Origin of the sequence: Alishewanella sp. HH-ZS, from assembly GCF_001704375.1 — a bacterium.
In the GTDB taxonomy this organism is placed as follows: Bacteria; Pseudomonadota; Gammaproteobacteria; order Enterobacterales; family Alteromonadaceae; genus Alishewanella; species Alishewanella aestuarii.
Genome location: NZ_LZEJ01000016.1, coordinates 25051 through 43711 on the forward strand (window position 1 = coordinate 25051; position 18661 = coordinate 43711).

The 18661-nt window shown below is 50.1% G+C and carries 13 protein-coding genes and 1 other RNA gene; 6 read left to right on the forward strand and 8 right to left on the reverse strand.

What is annotated here, in order from left to right; all coding sequences use genetic code 11:
• Nucleotides 1-38: 38 nt before the first annotated feature.
• From apt to A9165_RS08125, 5 genes are all read right to left on the reverse strand, one after another.
• Nucleotides 39-587 (reverse strand): adenine phosphoribosyltransferase, encoded by a 549-nt coding sequence (gene apt, locus A9165_RS08105; protein ID WP_065955528.1) that lies wholly within the window; start codon nucleotides 585-587, stop codon nucleotides 39-41.
• 347 nt (nucleotides 588-934) lie between these two features.
• Nucleotides 935-3931, reverse strand: coding sequence for a TonB-dependent siderophore receptor (locus A9165_RS08110; protein WP_065955529.1), 2997 nt, complete (start codon nucleotides 3929-3931; stop codon nucleotides 935-937).
• A gap of 271 nt (nucleotides 3932-4202) precedes the next feature.
• The gene (locus A9165_RS08115) at nucleotides 4203-6158 is read right to left on the reverse strand and encodes a S9 family peptidase (RefSeq protein WP_255365673.1); all 1956 of its coding nucleotides are present in this window, start codon (nucleotides 6156-6158) and stop codon (nucleotides 4203-4205) included.
• 80 nt (nucleotides 6159-6238) lie between these two features.
• Nucleotides 6239-7195: a class I SAM-dependent methyltransferase gene (locus A9165_RS08120; protein ID WP_065955530.1), complete on the reverse strand. Its 957-nt coding sequence runs from the start codon at nucleotides 7193-7195 to the stop codon at nucleotides 6239-6241.
• 70 nt (nucleotides 7196-7265) lie between these two features.
• Nucleotides 7266-9890 (reverse strand): TonB-dependent siderophore receptor, encoded by a 2625-nt coding sequence (locus A9165_RS08125; RefSeq protein ID WP_065955531.1) that lies wholly within the window; start codon nucleotides 9888-9890, stop codon nucleotides 7266-7268.
• Nucleotides 9891-10374: 484 nt separating this feature from the next.
• On the opposite strand from A9165_RS08125, the gene dinG reads away from it, so the two are divergent.
• From dinG to A9165_RS08145, 4 genes are read left to right on the forward strand one after another with little or no spacing between them, the layout of a single operon-like run.
• Nucleotides 10375-12435 (forward strand): ATP-dependent DNA helicase DinG, encoded by a 2061-nt coding sequence (gene dinG / locus A9165_RS08130; RefSeq protein WP_065955532.1) that lies wholly within the window; start codon nucleotides 10375-10377, stop codon nucleotides 12433-12435.
• Nucleotides 12436-12468: 33 nt separating this feature from the next.
• Nucleotides 12469-13257 (forward strand): TSUP family transporter, encoded by a 789-nt coding sequence (locus A9165_RS08135; RefSeq protein ID WP_039925101.1) that lies wholly within the window; start codon nucleotides 12469-12471, stop codon nucleotides 13255-13257.
• Nucleotides 13254-13820, forward strand: coding sequence for a primosomal replication protein PriC (priC, locus tag A9165_RS08140; RefSeq protein ID WP_065955533.1), 567 nt, complete (start codon nucleotides 13254-13256; stop codon nucleotides 13818-13820). Before A9165_RS08135 ends, priC begins: the two co-directional genes overlap by 4 nt.
• Complete coding sequence (locus tag A9165_RS08145; protein WP_065955534.1) at nucleotides 13820-14758, forward strand: histone deacetylase; 939 nt, start codon at nucleotides 13820-13822, stop codon at nucleotides 14756-14758. Before priC ends, A9165_RS08145 begins: the two co-directional genes overlap by 1 nt.
• Here the strand turns inward: A9165_RS08145 and A9165_RS08150 are convergent.
• A complete protein-coding gene (locus A9165_RS08150) occupies nucleotides 14729-15826 on the reverse strand; it encodes a tryptophan 2,3-dioxygenase family protein (RefSeq protein ID WP_065955535.1) in 1098 nt (365 codons plus the stop codon). The genes A9165_RS08145 and A9165_RS08150 overlap by 30 nt on opposite strands.
• A gap of 123 nt (nucleotides 15827-15949) precedes the next feature.
• Between A9165_RS08150 and A9165_RS08155 the strand changes: the two genes are divergently transcribed.
• The gene (locus A9165_RS08155; protein WP_065955536.1) at nucleotides 15950-16210 is read left to right on the forward strand and encodes a late competence development ComFB family protein; all 261 of its coding nucleotides are present in this window, start codon (nucleotides 15950-15952) and stop codon (nucleotides 16208-16210) included.
• Between the two features lie 40 nt (nucleotides 16211-16250).
• Here A9165_RS08155 and ffs read toward each other — a convergent pair.
• An RNA gene (gene ffs, locus A9165_RS08160) (signal recognition particle sRNA small type) lies at nucleotides 16251-16347 on the reverse strand.
• Nucleotides 16348-16487: 140 nt separating this feature from the next.
• Nucleotides 16488-17339, reverse strand: a complete 852-nt coding sequence (locus tag A9165_RS08165; RefSeq protein WP_065955537.1) for a DUF3014 domain-containing protein — start codon at nucleotides 17337-17339, stop codon at nucleotides 16488-16490.
• A 147-nt stretch (nucleotides 17340-17486) separates the two neighbouring features.
• Here A9165_RS08165 and A9165_RS08170 point away from each other — a divergent pair, with 147 nt between their 5' ends.
• Nucleotides 17487-18647, forward strand: coding sequence for a patatin-like phospholipase family protein (locus A9165_RS08170; protein ID WP_065955538.1), 1161 nt, complete (start codon nucleotides 17487-17489; stop codon nucleotides 18645-18647).
• Nucleotides 18648-18661: the final 14 nt, after the last annotated feature.

Below are 18661 nucleotides of genomic sequence, written 5' to 3' on the forward strand. Positions count from 1 at the left end.
GGCATCCTGTATCGCTATAATGTAGCGCTAGCCTACCGCTATTCGCCGTGATACTCAACCAAACTACACAGGCTTAAGCCCAGCTTTTCCAAGCGTGCTACGCCACCAAGCTCAGGCAAGGCAATAACAAAGGCGGCATCAGTCACAGTACCACCCAGGCGCCGTACCAGCTGCACAGTAGCATCGATGGTGCCACCGGTAGCCAGCAAGTCATCGACCAGCAATACTTTGTCGCCAGCGACGATAGCATCAGCATGCAGTTCCAGCGCATCTTCGCCGTACTCCAGCGAATACGCCTGAGAAATACGCTCCCGCGGTAACTTACCAGGCTTGCGTACCGGCACAAAGGCCACACCCAGCGCATACGCCAGCGGGGCACCAAAAATAAAACCGCGCGACTCAGTACCGATAATTTTCGTAATACCGGCAGCCTGATACCGGGTGACGAAAGCATCAATTACCTTTTTAAAACTGGGGCCATCCTGCATCAGGCTGGTGACATCGCGAAAGGTAATGCCCGGTTTGGGATAATTTTCTACCGTTTTAATCACGGCCTTTAGTTCGGTTGCAAGCTGTTGGTAGTCCATGCATAAACCCTTAAATCAATACAGACAAAAAAGCCGCCTCGGTGGCGGCTAATACCCGGCGTAGCGTTACTTTTAAGATAGTAACTGAAACCAGCGGACAATTGGGGCCAAACATAACAGGCCAGCGAAACAAATAACAAATAATATTAACTGCTTCAGGTTGAAGCTGTCTTTAAAGTTTTCATCAGCCATACTGCTTTACCGCCTACAAGTTGATCTACATCAAAACCGGCGCCTATGGTAATGAATTTCGACTGTTTTGAAAAGCAACAACGCTAATTCAGCACAAAGAAAAGCCCCGGCATAACGCCGGGGCTTATTAGCTGCTGAACATCAGCTTATAACAATTAGAAGTTATAAGACAGGTTCAGGAAGGCTCTGCGGCCGTAGAAATCGTACTGAGAGTACAATACGGCATTACCTGCAGTACGAACTGCTGACGGTGATGCATTTGGTGGCTCTTTATCAAACAGGTTGGCAATACCGAAGGTTACATCGAAGCCTTGGAAATCTGTCTGAACAGATGCCGAGTGCAGGATATAAGTCGGAGTATCAGCAACGAAAGTTGATGCCTGACCACGGTAAGTGGTGCGGTTGCCGTTAGCGAAATACTTGTAATCGTCCGTTGCAGCAACATAACGGGTATTCCAGGTATAACGCCAGCCATCACGACTTAAGGTCGCTGATAAGGTACCAACATGCTTAGGTTCACCAATATCACCCACATAAGTAGATGGGATACTATCCGGGAACTGCTTAAATGAACGCTCTAACTGTACGGTATGGTCTAAACGCAGACGCAGACGACCGAAAGCGAAGTCATCTTCGTAGGTGGCCATAAAGTCCGCACCACGAACATTTTGCTGTGATACGTTAACATAACCACCACGTACTTCGGCAATACCCCAGTCACCGTTTACACCAGTGCGACGGGTAAACTGATTACAGAATGGATCGTTCGGGAAGTTCTCTGAACGGTAACACAGACCAATAACAGTACCACCACCGATGTTGTTAACCTGACCGTTGATCACGACATCATAGTAATCTGCAGAGAAACCGTAAGTGCTTTCCGGGCTCTTCCACACCAGACCAATACCTTTAGAAACTGAAGTTTCTGCCTCTAACAGGCCTGCACCACCACCGGTAACAGAGGTCATTGAACTACCTGCTGTTACATAGGTATCTGGTACACCGCCAGCCTGACAGTTGGCCGCTACGCGTGGATCAAGCGTACCTTCAGCCAGACGACCAGACCAGTTCAAACATGGATCGTTACCGCTCTGGTTCAGGAAACCTGTTTGGTTTTGCAGATACAGTTCAAACAGTGCCGGGGCACGGAAAGATGAACCACGTGAAGCACGCAGCTGGAAGCCGTGACCGATAACCCAGTTAGCCGATACTTTATAAGTATTATCGCTACCATAGGTAGAGACATCAGTCCAACGGGTAGAAGCGGTCAAATCGAAGCTTTCTACAAACGGCATATCTCGCAGTAATGGAATAAAGACTTCGCCATAAACGGCTTTGGTATTAGCACTACCAGCAGTCACACCGGCACCGGTAGAACCCCACAGGTTACCGGCTAAGGTCGCTTTACCAGGTACGTCATTAATTTCGTCTTTTTGTAATGAAGCACCGAAAGCGGTACTTACAAAACCGGCTGGTAATTCAAAAAGCTCACCAGTGAAGTAACCATCAAAGGTTTGTTGACGGTATGAAGTTGAACCATTATCAACATCAAACAGGAAGTTTTTAACCGCCTGTGACTGATTACCGTTGATATGATCCGGGCTTAACCAGTCAACCAAAGTACAGGGCTTGCCTGATACTGGAGAGTTTTGACCGACACAAGGGCCACCGTACACGGCGTTCTGCGCCATGATCATGGCATCACGTAAGATGATTTTGGTATCATAATCACCGCGGTTATAACTGTTCTGGTACGACACATCCCAGTTCCAGTCACCGACCGAACCTTCAAAACCAACCACATAACGGCTGTAATCAACGGTAGTTTTCACACCTGAATGGTCAGTCATCGCGACTGGCATATAACCGATACGCTGGCTACCGCCCCAGCCGTCAATCACACCCGGGCGGATAAAGCCTTGACCTGATAATTCAGCAGTCCAGAATTGACGGAAGCTGTTAGTGGTAGTAGTACGGCGGCTGATAATCAGCTCAGAATAACCAGACACATGGTCATTAAAGTCGTAGTTACCTAACAGGAAGACTGAACCTACTTCTGTTTCCGGAACCATTGACTGACGATCCTGGAATGGGTGATCCGCATCTGCCCAGCCGTCGGTTTCTTTGTCATAAGAGACCGGGTACCAGCCAGCTGGTACGGTAATATTACCCGGACCTGGTGCAGTAATCAGACTGTTGAAGGTTGGGCGGTTATTGGCGGCAAAGAAACCATCATAATCGTATTGTACACGCACGCCGGTACGGAAGTTACTTGGCAGAGGAACTGAACCGCCACGGTTTTGTACCCAAACACCGTATTGCAGTGCATTACAGTGATAATCACCGGTCCGTGGGTCGATAGGATCCGTTCTTACGCCTGTGGCTTGATCGAAGAATAAACGCTGTGGACAAGCAAAGAAATCTCGGTCACCACGCGCCAGTTCGGTACGCAGGTTGTAGTCTACTACCGCGCGGAAGGCACCGCGGTCAAAAGTTTTACCATAGGTCGCATTAGCACGGTAGTTTTCACCGCCGCTCTCAAATGGCTGATCCAGGTTAACGGTAATATTGGTTTCATCACCTTTTTTAGTGATGATGTTAACAACACCGGCAACAGCGTCAGAACCATACAGTGAAGAAGCACCGTCTTTTAATACTTCCACCCGCTCTACCGCTGACAGTGGAATAGAGTTCAGGTCAAAGGCAGCAACCTGACCACGGGTACCGGCAGGACCTGCACGACGGCCATTTAATAATACCAGAGTACGGTTCGCACCTAAGCCACGCATCGAAATCGATTCGTTACCAGCACCACCGGCAGTTACAAAACCGACCGACAGCGCAGACACCAGCTGGCTGGAACCGGCAGCGATAGTAGAAGTACGCAGTAATTCGCCTAGGGTACTTAAGCCCTGGTCTTTCGCCAGCTCAGCACTGATTACTGTGACCGGTGTAGCGCTATCCAAACCATCAGTACGGATACGGGAACCGACGACCTGAATACGTTCGGCTTTTTCATCTTTTTTGGCGGACTCGTCTTCTTTATCAGACGTTTCCTGGGCGGCAACAGCGCCAGCAAAGGCCAGCGTTGAAGCAGCACCAAACATCATAGCCAGACGCACGGCCTTATTTAGCTTGTTATTGGTGAACATATGTTAACTCCCTGGATAGCTCTTCGGACTATCTCATTCTTTTTTGTTGGCAGACACATCCGTGAGAGAGACGTGTTTTGAATTACCCAAATTTTCATCCGGGCAAAGACAGTTAATAATATGCAGCAAAAAAAAATCGGGTCAAGCCTAAACCGAAGTTATTAGTCGCAAAGCTGAAACTTTTTTTCTAATTAAGGGTCAGTCTTAAATTTAGACAGGTAAGCGGCGTTAAAAACGCCGCCACACCAAAATAGCAGAAATGTCAAGCTAATTATTCAGCAGCTTGCTCAGCGGCCGCAGGCACACTCAAATGTTGATTAAAAAACGCCAACATGGTGTCGTATAGCTCTACCCGGTTTGCCAGCTGATAGAAGCCATGACCATCCTCTTTCACCAACCACTGATAAGGCTTACCAGCCTGATCCAGCGCGCGGCGCAAATTATTGGCATGTACTATTGGCACCCGCACATCCTTGGAACCATGCACTATTAGCAGAGGCACTTGAATTTTATCCACATGATGCACTGGAGAAATACTCTGTAAGTACTCCTGCCCCTCACCAACATGAGAGCGCAGATACTGGCCGATATTGCGGCTACGACTGGCGTCTGAACCGTCACCTTTGAAAAACAGCGGCATATCATACACACCAACATAGCCCACCGCGCAGCGATACAACTCTGGATCTTTAATCACACCCCATACTGCGGCATAACCACCATAGCTACCGCCATAGATACAAATCCGTCGGGGATCAGCAATACCCTGTGCCACCGCCCAGCGTACGGCATCGGCTAAATCATCTTGCATTGCCCGGCCCCATTGCAAACGTCCGGCGCGTTGGAAGTCGTCACCATAGCCGCCCGAGCCGCGAAAGTTTACCTGCAAGGTGGCATAGCCATGATGCGCAAAAAACTGCGCCTCCGCATTAAAACCCCAGCTATCGTAGGGACCATAGGGACCGCCATGCACATTTAAAATGAGTGGCAGGTTCTTATCTTGGCCTTGCGGTAAGGTCAGGTAACCGTGCAAAGTTAGGCCATCTCTGGCAGTCAGCGATATCGGCTGCATTGCCACCAGTTGCTCCGCTTTTAGATTGGGTCTGACTGATGCCAGGTAACGCGCCTGCTTTTTTTGCAGATCGTAGAGATAGAATTCGCCCGGGTTACGGTCTGCACTAACATGAAACAGCGCCAACTGGCCCTTGCGGTCAAAAGAGGTAATAGTCACTTTTTGCCCGACAAAAGCATTCTTTAATCCTGCCAGTAATAAAGCGCCGGGGTGCGAGGCGGTAATAAATTCATGTTCGGCAATGCCGGCGACATAATCAACCGCTAGTAACTCGCCATCATGTGCCAGTGAGCGGCCATTGATATCGGCGTAATCATGACGCGCCACTAACTCTAGTTGTCGCTCATTAAAGTGATAGGCAAATAAGCCGTGACGATCGCCCTCTGCCATATCGAAATTAGAAATAAAGTACGCAATGGTATTATCAGCGTTAAAGCCTAGTGGTTGCACTATCGGATTCAGCCGCTTTGCCGGCAGCTCCAGACGTTGCCATTGCCCCTGCTGTTTGATATGCAATACCGTTTTATTGTCATCAAACTCTTTGCCTTCGATAAACTCCACGCCCATCCGCAACACACCACTGTTATCAGCCATCAAGCTGGCGACGACGCCGGGGGGTTGGTCATCTAAAAAGCGCTCAGTACCGCGATTAATATCCAGTGTAAAAGCGCGCATACCGCTTTTTTCCGCCCAATGGTATTTGCCAATCAGGACCCGGTCTGCTTGTTCAGGTAATAAATGCAGAATGTTATAAGTAGATAATTCGGTTTTAAAAATCAGATTACGCCGGCTGCCATCAGCGTTGGCCGCATACAGATCTACTGCCGTGCCTTGCATCGTCACCAGATTGCCGGTGATTTCCGCCACCTCCATCAGAATACGTTCATTATTGGCCCAGTGAAAATTCAACACATGCTTATTGTCGCCAAAAGTAAAGCTACTTCTGACTTGCATATTAGCAAGTTGCATCACTGCCAGCCGGACTTCAGAGCCTTCTTCATAACTAAAGGCTACCTGTTTACCATCAGGCGACAACTTCATATTGCGCACTTTGGCATGTTCAAAAAAATGACTGGTTGGAATAGTGGCGCTATGGCTGGTGGGAACAAAAAATACCAACAGCAGCGCCAGACACATTAATCTGACTAAATACACCTTAGTTACTCCGTTAACGCCAAAAAAAACAGCATCACTATAGCATGAAATTTTCAGTTTAGTTACATTTAAGCCGACCATTAGCCAGCAAAACTGGTTAGGGTTAGACCAAAGAGCTCTCCCTCAACTCTAAGTTCCTGCCAGGATGTTTGCCAACCCTGCTGTTGCAATAACTTGTCTATTAACTGCCGACGTAGCGGTGTAATACAAGCAGCTTGTTGATCGGCCAGTCGTTGCCGGTAGTAACCTAGTTGTTGTCTTAGCAGCAAAAACTGTTGGCTGTTTTCTGCTTTAGGCTGGAATAATAGTGCCGCAAAGGGTGCAAACAGATACTGAAACCAGTCAGCTTCCGCCGCAGAGATTTGCTGCTGATAGTGCTTAACCTGAGCCATTAGCTGGCGGTTAGCCTGTAAAAAACCGGCGTTTTGCTCTGGTAGTTGCTGCTGAGCATATAGGTGAGTGACCAATTGCAATAGCTGTTGGATCCGGTCAAGGATACCGTTGCCAGCATTAAGTGCTGCCATCACCGATAACGCCAACGCACTATCATTTGCCAGAGCGGTCTCGTGGCTATGCATGATCGCTACCAGGCGACCACCAGGCTTTAATACCCGTACCGCTTCGGCCAGGCTAAGCTCTAACTTGCTGTATTCCAGTGCAAACTGACTGATTAATAGATCCATACTTTGTCTGGCAAAAGGCAACTGTTCCATCGCCACCTGTGGATAAAAGCGGATTACCGCTGCCAACTTTGCATAACGGGGTTGCTGGGCTAAACTTTGCTGCGGCCGAATCGCAGCTGCATCCAGCGCCAGAATACGCCAGTTTTTTTGTTGCGACTGCCGTTGCCCGGCAACTAACAGTGCTAAAGCGCCATTGCCGGTACCCAGATCAGCAATTAATGCATCAGTTGGCAAATCTGCCAACTGCGTCTGCCAAAAATGCGCCAGATCCCCCTGATAACCCGTTGCCGCTTCGCCCTCAGCAAAACTGTTCAGGCTAGTGGTCGCTTGCCAGTATGCTGTCCAGTGTTCCATTGTTACTCCCGTTTTACTCAGATAAAAAAAAGGCGGGCTAAGCCCGCCTTTTTAACTTAGGGTTACAACCTTAGAAAGACTGGCTGTAACGTACGTAGGTTTGACGACCCCAACCATCATACAGGTCGAAGTTGTAATCACGACCGCCATATGGACGCAGTGAAGGTAACTTCTCGAAAATGTTCAGTGCACCAACAGTGATCTTACCATCCCAAGGCAGGTTGTAGCTGACTTGCAGATCGTGCGTCACATAGGTACCCCAGTTACCATCACGTGGCGCGTTAGCTGAGTTCACACAACCGTTACGGTTAGCAGCACCACCCGGAGTCTGACCCAGACCACAGCGGAAGCTATTGCCGATCAGGTTTAGGTTGTAGGCTACATCGATATCACCGTACACATACACGTTTTGTAAGGTTGCACGCATCTGCGGGAAGCCAGGATCTTTCACGAAATTACGACCACCCTCGTCATAGTTACGAGTGTAGGCAATTTGCAGGTTCTGGTTCAGACGACCGAAAGCACCGAAGTCAAAGTTGGTGCGGGCGTTGAAGTCGATACCATCAGTATTAACTTCACCCTCGTTACCATAACCGGCCAGAACTTCGCTGATAGAACCGTTAGAACGGCGAGTAATACCGATACCAGCTGGCAACGAGTCACCAGATGCTAATCGATCCAGGATTGTAGCAGGACCGAAATAGGTGATCTTGTTGGTAATCTTGGTATTCCAGTAGTCTACAGAGAAGTTAAGCCAGTCAGTTGGCTGATAAGCCAGACCCACAGTGTACTGGTCAGATTGCTCTGAGCTCAGGTTAGGGTTAGCACGGATAAAGGTGTCAACCTGAACCGGACAAGAACCTAATACAGCACAAGTCTGCGCATCGTTAACCGATACCGCAGAGAAGGTCGTTTTCTGCGTCAGGATTGGCAGCGTTGGAGCACGGAAACCCTGGCCCCAAGATGCACGCATTACCAGACCGTCCATTGGCTCGAAACGGAAAGATACTTTTGGTGCGAAGTCATTACCGTAATCTGAGTACTTGTCGTAACGGCCAGCTAACGACATTTCCAGGTTATCCAGAATTGGTACCAGCGTTTCGAAGAAGGCTGATTTCACGCTACGATCACCACCAGCTGAGTTACCGGCTGAGCCACCAATCTGGCCAGCTTCTGACAGCGAGTCATACTGATCCTGATAGTCTTCTTTACGGTATTCGGCACCCAGAACACCCTGAACCATACCGGCAGCAACTTCGAACATATCGAAAGATCCGCTGATATAGGCTTCATCTTGGTTAAAGAATGAAATACGAGAAATAGTAGCTTTCATCGCATTCAGCACGTCTTCGTCGTTCGCACTTGGACGCTGTAAGTCATAGATACCGCGTTCGATATAATCCCAGGCGGTAGAACGAACGATATAGTTATAACCGATATCATATGTCTTGCTGCGGTTACGACGTACACCGAAATCCAGATCTACGTTGCCTAACATACCCTGAGCACCTACCAGGAAGTCAGAACCTTCGTTATTTACATAACCATCACGGTTACCTAAGGCAGCGTAACGGTGGTAGATTTCGATTTCACGAGGTGCGCCGATTGCCGGGTTAAATGGCACGGCATTCGGGTTAGCTGGGTTGTAGAACCAGGCGTTCGGGTTGGTTGGGTTGTTTACGCTGGTCGCAGATACTGGTGCCCAGTCCGGAGCCGGAGCATAACGACCGAAAGAAGCAGACTTGGTTGCAGATGCATTCATATACACTTGCCAGTCATCAGTCACCTGATGACGGGCTTTAATGAACATAGATTCGTTGCGGGTAGAAGCTTCGTTAGCGTTAGTCGCGTTGAAGTTATACTGACAACGTGGCTCGCCAGAGATTGTCGTAGCGATAAAGTTTTCTTCAGAACAGCCACCTGGAATAGCAGAGAAGTTACCGGTAAAGTCTGCGTTGATCCAGTTGTTACCGTAAACAGAGCTGCCTGGTACTACCCACGGGTAATCGCGTTCAAATACGATGTCGCGTTTGTTCCAAGACACACCACCAATCAGGCTGGTTTTGGCGTTAGATGAACCAAATACTACTGAACCGCTTTCAGTGTCGCCACCTTCTTTCGGAACAGAAGCTTCACCCATGCTGACGTTAAACTCAACACCGTTAAAGTCTTTACGAGTAATGATGTTAACTACACCACCCATTGCATCAGAACCGTACATCGCAGATGCACCGTCTGACAGAATTTCAATCCGCTCTACCGCACCGATAGGAATAGAGTTCAAATCCTGGCTATCACCAGTTGAAGGTGATTTTGGCAGACGACGGCCGTCGACCAGCACCAGAGTACGGTCAGAGCCTAAACCACGCAGGTTGATTGAAGCGGTGCCTTGGGCAGAGCTACCTGATTGTGGACGGAAAGAACCGGTTGAGTTGAAAGTCGTACCGCGCAGTAAGTCTGATACCGACAGCTGACCAGACATATCGATCATTTCACGATCGATAACCGTTACTGGTAACGCACCTTCCAGGTCCGTACGTTTGATACGTGAACCTGTTACTTCAATCCGCTCAACTTTAGCGGCTTCTTCTTCCTGCTGTGCGTCTTGTGCAACAGCAGTACCGGCGAACGCTGAAGCGGCACCGAAAGCGATGGCTAAGCGCACAGCCTTGCTTAATTTATTATTCGAGTACATGTATTTCTCCCTGGACCACATTGAGTGATTCTGTTTTTCAGTTACTGGATTTAAGACGGGGTTATTTCTTATTAACTGAAACTGACCCCGAGTAACGCGTCCTGATAATAAACGCAATTTTTCCGCAGGGTCAACCGCTTTTACGGAACAATTTGCATAAATACTGGTCATCACAGCGCGAAAGCTATCAGCAGCGGCAGCCAGAAAAGATCGGAAGTTTTACAAGAAGCTAGCATTTCGCGCAAAACCAGAGACAATTTACCTAAAACCAGACCTTAAACAGCCTGAAACTGCATAAAAAAACAGCAATGCGACTCTGTACCTGATTTTAAATGTAAACTATTATTTACTAGGACAAACTGCTCTTACCACCGAGCAATTGCTCACTTTCTCATCGGGAGTACGACAAACCGACAATAACGGACGACTAGTCACTACGGCCAAAGCAGGGTAAACTTAGCAAAACTGTAAAGATATACAGCCTATGCTTAGTGAGCAACTGAAACAGCAAATCCGGCTTTGCCATCAAAATTTACGCCAACACTTACCGGGTTACCGGGCACGCCCCACGCAGAATAAGTTAATTGCCGAAATCAGCAAAATTATTGCCGGCGACTATCACCGCCAGCAACGCCTGGGTTTAATTGAAGCCGGTACTGGTACCGGTAAATCCCTAGCCTATATTTTGGGTAGCCTGCCCTATGCACTGGCTAATAATAAGAAGCTGGTCATCGCCACCGCGACAGTGGCATTGCAGGAACAACTGGTGAATAAGGATTTGCCGTTTTTTCTGACACACAGCGGCCTGCAGTTTAACTTTACCCTGGTTAAAGGCCGCCAGCGCTATGCCTGTATTGAACGCTTACGGCAATTAATTGAGCAACCCGCCTTATTTGCCGGTGCCGATTTTAGCCCGGATGCGGCCCAGCAGGCCTTGTTACAACGGCTGCTCAGTGACTGGCAACACCGTCGCTGGTTGGGCGATCGCGATACGCTAACCGAAGCAGTGCCGGATTCACTGTGGCAACAGCTGCAGGCCGATGCCCATATCTGTCATAAGCAACAACGACAACATCTGCATTGCCCCTTTCATCTGGCACGCGCAGAAATTGCTGATTCAGACGTGCTGGTGGTAAATCATAGCCTGCTGTTGTCCGATCTGCTGGCAGGTAATGCGGTGTTACCGGCAGCGGAAGACTGCATCTATGTGATAGACGAAGCCCATCATCTGGCTGATTGCGGCCGGGACTTACTCAGCGCCAGCGCCCAGTTAAGCCAGCAACAAGCCTGGCTGGAGAAGGCCCGCAAGCAACTGCAGGTGCTGCAAGGGCTGTTGACCGAGCGTAGCTTAAAAGACCTGTTAAAGTTAGATGACTTACTCAGTGACTTTGCCGCTGCGCTTAAACCTGTTGAACGCAGTTTAAAAGACTTTTTAGCGCAGTGGTTTAATCAAGCTGAGCAAACAGAGTACCGCTTTCCGCATGCGGCCCTGCCGCGACTTTGGCAGCAACAGGCCGAACCTTTAGCAGATACCAGCAATAAAGCCTTAACGACCACAGAGCGGCTACTTAACGAATTACAACAACAGTTGACCGAACAACCGAAATTGCTACGCAGCCAACCGCAGCTGATCCATGAACTGGCCAGCCTGCGCTTAAGGCTGGAGCAACAACAACAATTGTGGCAACTGCTGGCGCAACCACAAAAAGACATTGCCAGCCAGGCACGCTGGCTAAGCCGCGACAATGCGCAGAGCCCGCTGTATTTACATGCCTGCCCGCTGAGTGTCAGTTACAAGCTGCAACAGTTATTGTTTCAGCCGGCCTTTGCCGTGGTGCTCTGCTCCGCCACACTCAGGCTACTGAACAGCTTTGAACATGCCAAACGCGAGCTGGGCTTACAGGATTTCGAAGCACTGCAGTGTTTACAGGTCGACTCGCCCTTTGCCTATGCCGAGCAAGCGGAAATTATCTTGCCTCCGACCCGCTGTGAGCCGACCGATCCAGCCTTTAGCCGGGAGCTAATCCGTTTATTACCAGGTTATCTGGATCACCCCGCTGGCACACTGGTGCTGTTTGCCTCTTACTGGCAAATGCAGGAAGTCACCAGCGCGCTGCGTAGCAGCGGTTTTTCGTTATTAGTACAGGGTGAAGCCTCACGGCAAGCCTTGTTGCAACTGCATCAGGAAAAGGTGCAGGCCGGTGGCAGTAGTATTTTATTCGGCACCCAAAGCTTTGCCGAAGGTCTGGATCTGCCGGGCAAGTTGCTGACTAACCTGATTATCACCAAACTGCCGTTTGCGGTGCCGACCTCGCCGCTGGAGGCAGCCCAAAGCGAAGCGATTAGCGCCCGCGGCGGCAATGCGTTTTTACAACAGAGTTTGCCAGCGACTGCGAAGAAACTGGTACAAGCTTGTGGTAGACTGCTGCGACAAGAGCAGGATCACGGTCGCATCGTGATCCTGGACCGGCGGTTGGTGACTAAAAGCTACGGCAAAGCGATGCTGGATACCCTGCCGCCGTTTCGCCGAACCATTCAATACTGACTGTTGCAGCAGTAAACCTAACAGGACCTGGCCTTGCTTGTGGATCTGAATCTGACCTTTGAACTCTTATTACTGCTCTGCGGTGTCGCCTTTATCGCCGGCTATATCGATGCGATTGCCGGTGGCGGTGGTTTATTGACGGTACCAGCCCTGCTGACGGCCGGTTTACCGCCGCATGTGGTACTGGGCACTAACAAACTGGCGGCAACCTTTGGCTCCTTTACCGCCTCTTTAACCTATTATCGTAAGCAGCTATTTAACCCACATTACTGGCGCAACAGTTTAGTCTTTACCGCCATCGGTGCCCTACTCGGCACACTGGTGGTCGATCAGCTCAGTACCGCTCTGTTAGAAAAGATCCTGCCGTTACTGATCCTGTTTGCCGCCATCTATACCCTGTTTAACCGGATGCAGCCGGATGACCGCCTGACACTGCCAAACGCCGGGCCAAAACTGTACTGGCAACAACGGGCACAGGGCCTGACGCTGGGTTTTTATGATGGCGTCGCCGGCCCCGGCGCCGGTGCGTTCTGGATGGTGTCGACTATGGCGCTATATAAAATTAATCTGCTGCTAACCAGTGGCGTCGCCCGTACCATGAACTTTGTCAGTAACGGTTTTTCGCTGGCGGCCTTTATCGTGCTGGGACATGTGCATTTTACCCTCGGTATTGCCATGGGGCTGTGTCTGATGCTGGGGGCTTATCTGGGCGCGCACTCGGCGATCCGCTTTGGCAGCAAGTTTATCCGGCCGGTATTTATCTGCGTGGTGATCGCCATAGCGGTGCGTCTGGCCTGGCAAGCCTGGAGTAACGGCGGATGAGCACCTTATCAAAGGCGCAACTGGCCCGGCTGGCGCAGCAGCTGCAGCAGCTGTGGCAACAGGCCAGTGAGTTAGATCGGCAACCGGCAGCAGGTAAACCTCAACACTGGTTTGATTCCGCCTTATTTAGCGTGCACTCGCCTTACCTGGCTGATTATGTGGCACAAAGCCAGCGTCATCTGGCGCATTTAACTGAACAAGGGCAGCAGCTATCGGCCGCAGCCAGACAGCGACTAACCGAACGCTTGCAACAACAAATTGAGGCGCTGCTACGCGCCTTTGTGAATAGTCCGGTGCGGCAAAAGCATGCTAAAACCCTAAAGCAGCGCAGTAAAGCCGTGGTACAGCAACTGAGCGCCAGCAGCCAACAACTGTATCAGCAATTATCCGACTATCAGCAATTTGAAAGCCGGTTACAGGATATGCTGCGCCTGGCGGCACAAGATCAGAGTCAGGAAGGCACTACCAAGCAATTACAGCTACAGGCCCGCCTCGGCCGCTGCCGACGCGCCATCGATGAAGTGGAGCAGCAGATCCAGCGACTGGAAAGCGGGAAAAGCTAATGTCTGCCCTGCTACCGCCATTGATCTACCACCCTTGCTATAGTGAACTGACACTACCAGCAAACCATCGTTATCCGATTGGCAAATACCGTACCCTATATCAGCGACTGCTCGCGCTGGGCGTGCCGGATAGTGCGTTTTATCTGCCACAAGCCATTAAAGCGCAAGCGCTAGGGCTTTTACACGAGCCGGCTTATGTCAACGCTCTGTGTCAAGGCACCCTTGATGCCAGGGCAATGCGCCGGATTGGCTTTCCGTGGTCGCCAGAGCTGATTACACGTTCACTGACCTCGCTGGGTGGCACCTTACTTTGCGCTGAGCTGGCATTGGAGCAGGGTTTGGCACTACATTTAAGCGGCGGCTATCACCATGCCTTTTATGCTGAGGGCAGTGGCTTTTGCTTATTTAATGATTTGGCCTTTGCTGCCCTTAGCATACAACAGCGCGGCATCGGGCCGATTCTGATATTTGATTGTGATGTACATCAGGGCGATGGCAGCGCAGCACTGTTTGCCGATAACAGCGGCATTATTACCGCGTCACTGCACTGTGAAAAGAATTTCCCGGCGCGCAAACAACGCTCAGACTGGGATATCGGCCTGGAGCGGGACTGCACCGATAAGACTTATCTAGAAGCCGTAAGCCAGAGCCTGGATACCTTACTGCGTTGGTATCAACCGGAGCTAGTGCTCTATGATGCCGGCGTCGATATTCACCGCCAGGATGACCTGGGCCTGCTAAATATCAGCACCGCCGGAGTATTGGCACGCGATACGCTGGTATTGCAACGTTGTCATGACGCCGGTATTCCGGTCGCCGCAGTGATAGGTGGCGGCTATCAACGCGATCTGCAGGCGCTGACTCAGGTGCACCTGCAGTTGTTTAAAGCCGCCTTTGCCGTTCAGGGCTCAGCGCTGTGGCGCGAAATAGAAACCTAGCTGGCGTTTAATACTCAGCGGTAATTCCGGCAACGCCGACTTGGGCAATAAAAAGGTAGCCATGGTAAAGAGATCGGTAAAGATCCGGTTTTTCTCCGTGGTACGCTTTAGGTAGTCATGGCCGGAAGAACCACCGGTGCCAATTTTACTGCCCAGCATGCGCTGCACCATCATCGCATGCTTATAACGCCAGATGGTCAGCTGTTCATCAATTTCCGTTAAGCAAGTCAATAACTGAAACGGCAGGTTAAACAACGGCTCTTCCTGATAGAGTTTAATAAATAGTGCCGACAGCATGGCCTTTTGGCTGAGCCGAAAACTGCCCTCTTGCTGTAACTGCTGATATTTACCGGCATCCAGTAAGGCGGCAAACTTTTCCCGGGTGCGGCCGATCTCGGCCAGTTGCAGTTGCCGTTCAGATTCTGCAATCTGCTCAATCTGCTCAACGATAGCCTGGTCCTGCTGCAGCATCTGCTCAGTAGCCTGTTGATACATCTGCCAGAAGCTAAAATCATCAAACTGCAAAAACGGCATCCGCTCCAGCCATTTTTCAATCCGCTCAAACAGACTTGGCGCTTGTTCCAGCTGCTGTAAAAACTCCCGGTCTGCCTGTTTTAGGCGGCTATAGAAGGAGTTCTTATCAAAATCGATGCGATACTCGCTTTTTAAACCCAGGCCAATTTCCAGCATCTTAAACTGAATGCTCTGGAAGCCCGAGGCCGGCACCAAATAATCGCGAAACGCCATAAAATCCTGCGGTGTCATGGTTTCCAGTACCGCAATTTGTTGATTCAGTAATTGTTGAATACTGATAATACGCTTTAGTTTATGCACTATGCCGGTCAGTTGCTGATCTTTGACTTCTGCCTCAGCAAATACTGCCATCACAGCCTTTAACTCATGCAGAATCTGCTTAAACCAGAGTTCATACACCTGATGCACAATAATAAACAGCGTTTCGTCATGTGCTTCCTGGCCATAACGGGCACTTTCCGGCGCCTGAGCAGTCAGGATTTTATCCAGCTGCAGATAATCGCCGTAATAACAGGGGGTGGTATTTTTTTGCATTTTTATGTTACCTGATGACCTTGACCGCGGCATTGTAACAAGGCCCTGACCTAACACAATCTTTCTGTGGCGTTTTGCCGGCAAGCTGATTATGCTTAAACAACATTATGACCGGAGTTAGCTATGAAACTCGATGATGATATTCACAACTATTATGAAAAACTGGTGCTGGACCATATTGTGGAATTAGGCCTGGAGCAAGACAAGGACGCCGAATATCTGGCCGATCTTTGCTGTATCAGTTTAAATCTGCTGCCACCGCGTTATATTCGCTTTGAAGTGGATATGGCGTTTTATCTGCCGCATAGTGAACGCTTTGAAATGATGATGCGGGTAAAAGAGGCGGTAAAGCGGGCCAGAGAATTTTTAGATCATCAACCCTAGAAGTCACAACCTGGAATAACGTGGGCTGTTTGGGTGGCAGCCCCACCAGCCACATCCCGGCACATACATCATAAACTATGGCTGCTTCCTTCCGGACCTGACCAGGTTCGCCTACTAGTATTGCGAGAGGACCAATGGAGCTACCATTGAACTGTCGTGATGGCAGGCGCGCATTATCCGCAAATGGTGGCGGCAATGCAAGGGCTGTTACGCTCAAGCTGAAGGCCTTGCTCAGAAAAACAGCAAGACCTACTCTGAACACAGTTTACTGCCGCAACTAATTGCCCAGTGCCTGCTGATAAGTGCGTAATAACGCTTTAAAGCGCTGCTGTTGCTGCGGCGATAAGCGCAGCACCTGCTTTTGCGCTTCCGGTAGCTTTTCCAGTGCCGGATCAGCGTAGGTAAACATCACCGAAGGCCGGCTTAACTCGGCGCCGGGTTTGACCTCAGGCGTGCTTAATAAAACGCTAATTGCCTGCCGTAAGCGCTGATCAAAGGTCAGATCAGGATAACCTAACTCGGCGAACGCCTCGTCCAATAACGGCTGATAGCGACGTTTTAACGCCAGCACTTGCCGCGGCGGCACACTCTCCAATAGCTGTAAGTACGGCTCATAGCGACTGCTGTTATCTGCTGCTGTTAGGTAACGGTCCTCAGCCACGGGCTGCACGCGGTAACCATCAGCCGGTTTCACCAGCACCGGATGGCCGGCAACTAATTGTCCCTGCGCAATATTATCGACAGTGACCACCAGATTACGAATCATCTCTTCGCGGTTAAACAAAGCGGCCAAACCCGCCTTCCAGTTTAATGCCAGTAGCGCCTCTGCTAATTCAGTGTCTGATTCATCCAAAGCCGGTAACGGCACCACCACTTCCGGTTCAGCCGGCGTAGCAGCGGCCTCCACAGGTTCAGCAACCGGCGCCGGCTCAGTCACTGCTGGCTCAGGCAAGGGCTCCGCTTCTACCGGCTGCTGCGGTGTAGCAGGTTCAACTACCGGTGGTAAGGGCGCAGGCTCAGTAACCTGTTCGGTATCCCGGAATAACAACCAACCGGCGGCAATAATCACCAGTACCACCGCGGCTAAGCCGGCATAATAATAAGATTGTGCACTCGCTTGTTGAGACATAAGGCCTACCTGAGATGATCAATTATGGTTTGAACACGGCTAAGACAATTGCAATCTGTTGCCAAATCAGCGATATATTACCTCTATATTAATCGAAGAGCATCTGACAGGGAAAAAGTTCAGTGGATTGTTGCATTTCGGGGTCTTATGCCAAATTTACCCGCTAAACCGGGCAGCAAAATCGCCCTGCTATTAACCGGGGGCGGGGCCCGTGCGGCTTATCAGGTGGGGGTGTTAAAAGCGATAGCCAGTGCCTATCCGCGCAGCAGCCCGTTACCGTTTCAGATTATTTGTGGCACCTCAGCCGGCGCCCTGAACGGCGCGGGTCTGGCTTGCTATGCGTCCTGTTTTCATCTCGGCGTAAAAAAAATTGAGTCGGTCTGGCGTAATTTTCGTACCCAACAGGTCTATCACGCCGATTATCTGCACCTGATACAGCACCAGTTTCGCAATTTTTACAGCGCCTTTCAGGCTGACTATGCCAACAAAAGGCCGGTCAGTCTGCTGGACAACCGGCCGCTAAAACAGTTACTGACCCGCATTCTGGATTTACAACGCATCGACCGCAATATTATGCGTGGCTACCTATCAAGCTTTGCCGTTACCGCCTCTTGTTATAACAACGGTGACTCGGTGACGTTTTTTCAATCCGACAATGCCAGTGAGTGGCGCCGGGCTAAACGCTGTGGTCAGCGTACTTTGCTGGGCATTCATCATCTGATGGCGTCAGCGGCCATCCCGTTGATTTTTCCATCAGTACGGATTCATCAGCAATATTTTGGTGATGGCTCGGTAAATCAGCTGGCCCCGCTGAGCGCCCCTATCCACCTTGGCGCAGATAAAATTCTGATTATTGGCGTTGACGATCCGCGGCCAAATGAGCCAAGCCAACGGCTGTTACATCACCCTGATCTGGCAACCATCGCTGGCCACCTGATGGATACGGTGTTCACTGATACCTTAAATTCCGATATTGAACGGATGCAGCGGATTAATAAAACCGTCGAACTACTACAGCAGCATAAAATAAAAACTGAACTCAAGCCGGTGCAAAGTTTACTGCTTAATCCCAGCCAGAATTTTAACCAGTTAGCCAGCGAATATTTTTTATGTTTGCCGCTGGCAGTGCGGACACTGTTACGCAGCTTTGGCATCCGTCAGCACTCAGACTCGAGTATGGTGAGTTACTTGTTATTTGAACAACTCTATACCCGCCGCTTAATTGAGCTGGGCTATCAGGATGGCATGCGCCAACAGCAACAGATCAGGCAATTTCTTGCCGCCGAAACGACTGAGCCGGTGTCATAATCTTGGCTCCGGTA

Excerpts from the sequence above, each read along its gene's own strand:
- A9165_RS08155 (WP_065955536.1), top strand. The coding sequence starts at position 15,950 with ATGAAACTCGATGATGATATTCACAACTATTATGAAAAACTGGTGCTG.
- A9165_RS08145 (WP_065955534.1), top strand. The coding sequence starts at position 13,820 with ATGTCTGCCCTGCTACCGCCATTGATCTACCACCCTTGCTATAGTGAA.
- A9165_RS08120 (WP_065955530.1), bottom strand. The coding sequence starts at position 7,195 with ATGGAACACTGGACAGCATACTGGCAAGCGACCACTAGCCTGAACAGT.
- priC (WP_065955533.1), top strand. The coding sequence starts at position 13,254 with ATGAGCACCTTATCAAAGGCGCAACTGGCCCGGCTGGCGCAGCAGCTG.
- A9165_RS08125 (WP_065955531.1), bottom strand. The coding sequence starts at position 9,890 with ATGTACTCGAATAATAAATTAAGCAAGGCTGTGCGCTTAGCCATCGCT.
- A9165_RS08165 (WP_065955537.1), bottom strand. The coding sequence starts at position 17,339 with ATGTCTCAACAAGCGAGTGCACAATCTTATTATTATGCCGGCTTAGCC.
- A9165_RS08110 (WP_065955529.1), bottom strand. The coding sequence starts at position 3,931 with ATGTTCACCAATAACAAGCTAAATAAGGCCGTGCGTCTGGCTATGATG.
- A9165_RS08170 (WP_065955538.1), top strand. The coding sequence starts at position 17,487 with ATGCCAAATTTACCCGCTAAACCGGGCAGCAAAATCGCCCTGCTATTA.
- apt (WP_065955528.1), bottom strand. The coding sequence starts at position 587 with ATGGACTACCAACAGCTTGCAACCGAACTAAAGGCCGTGATTAAAACG.
- dinG (WP_065955532.1), top strand. The coding sequence starts at position 10,375 with ATGCTTAGTGAGCAACTGAAACAGCAAATCCGGCTTTGCCATCAAAAT.
- A9165_RS08150 (WP_065955535.1), bottom strand. The coding sequence starts at position 15,826 with ATGCAAAAAAATACCACCCCCTGTTATTACGGCGATTATCTGCAGCTG.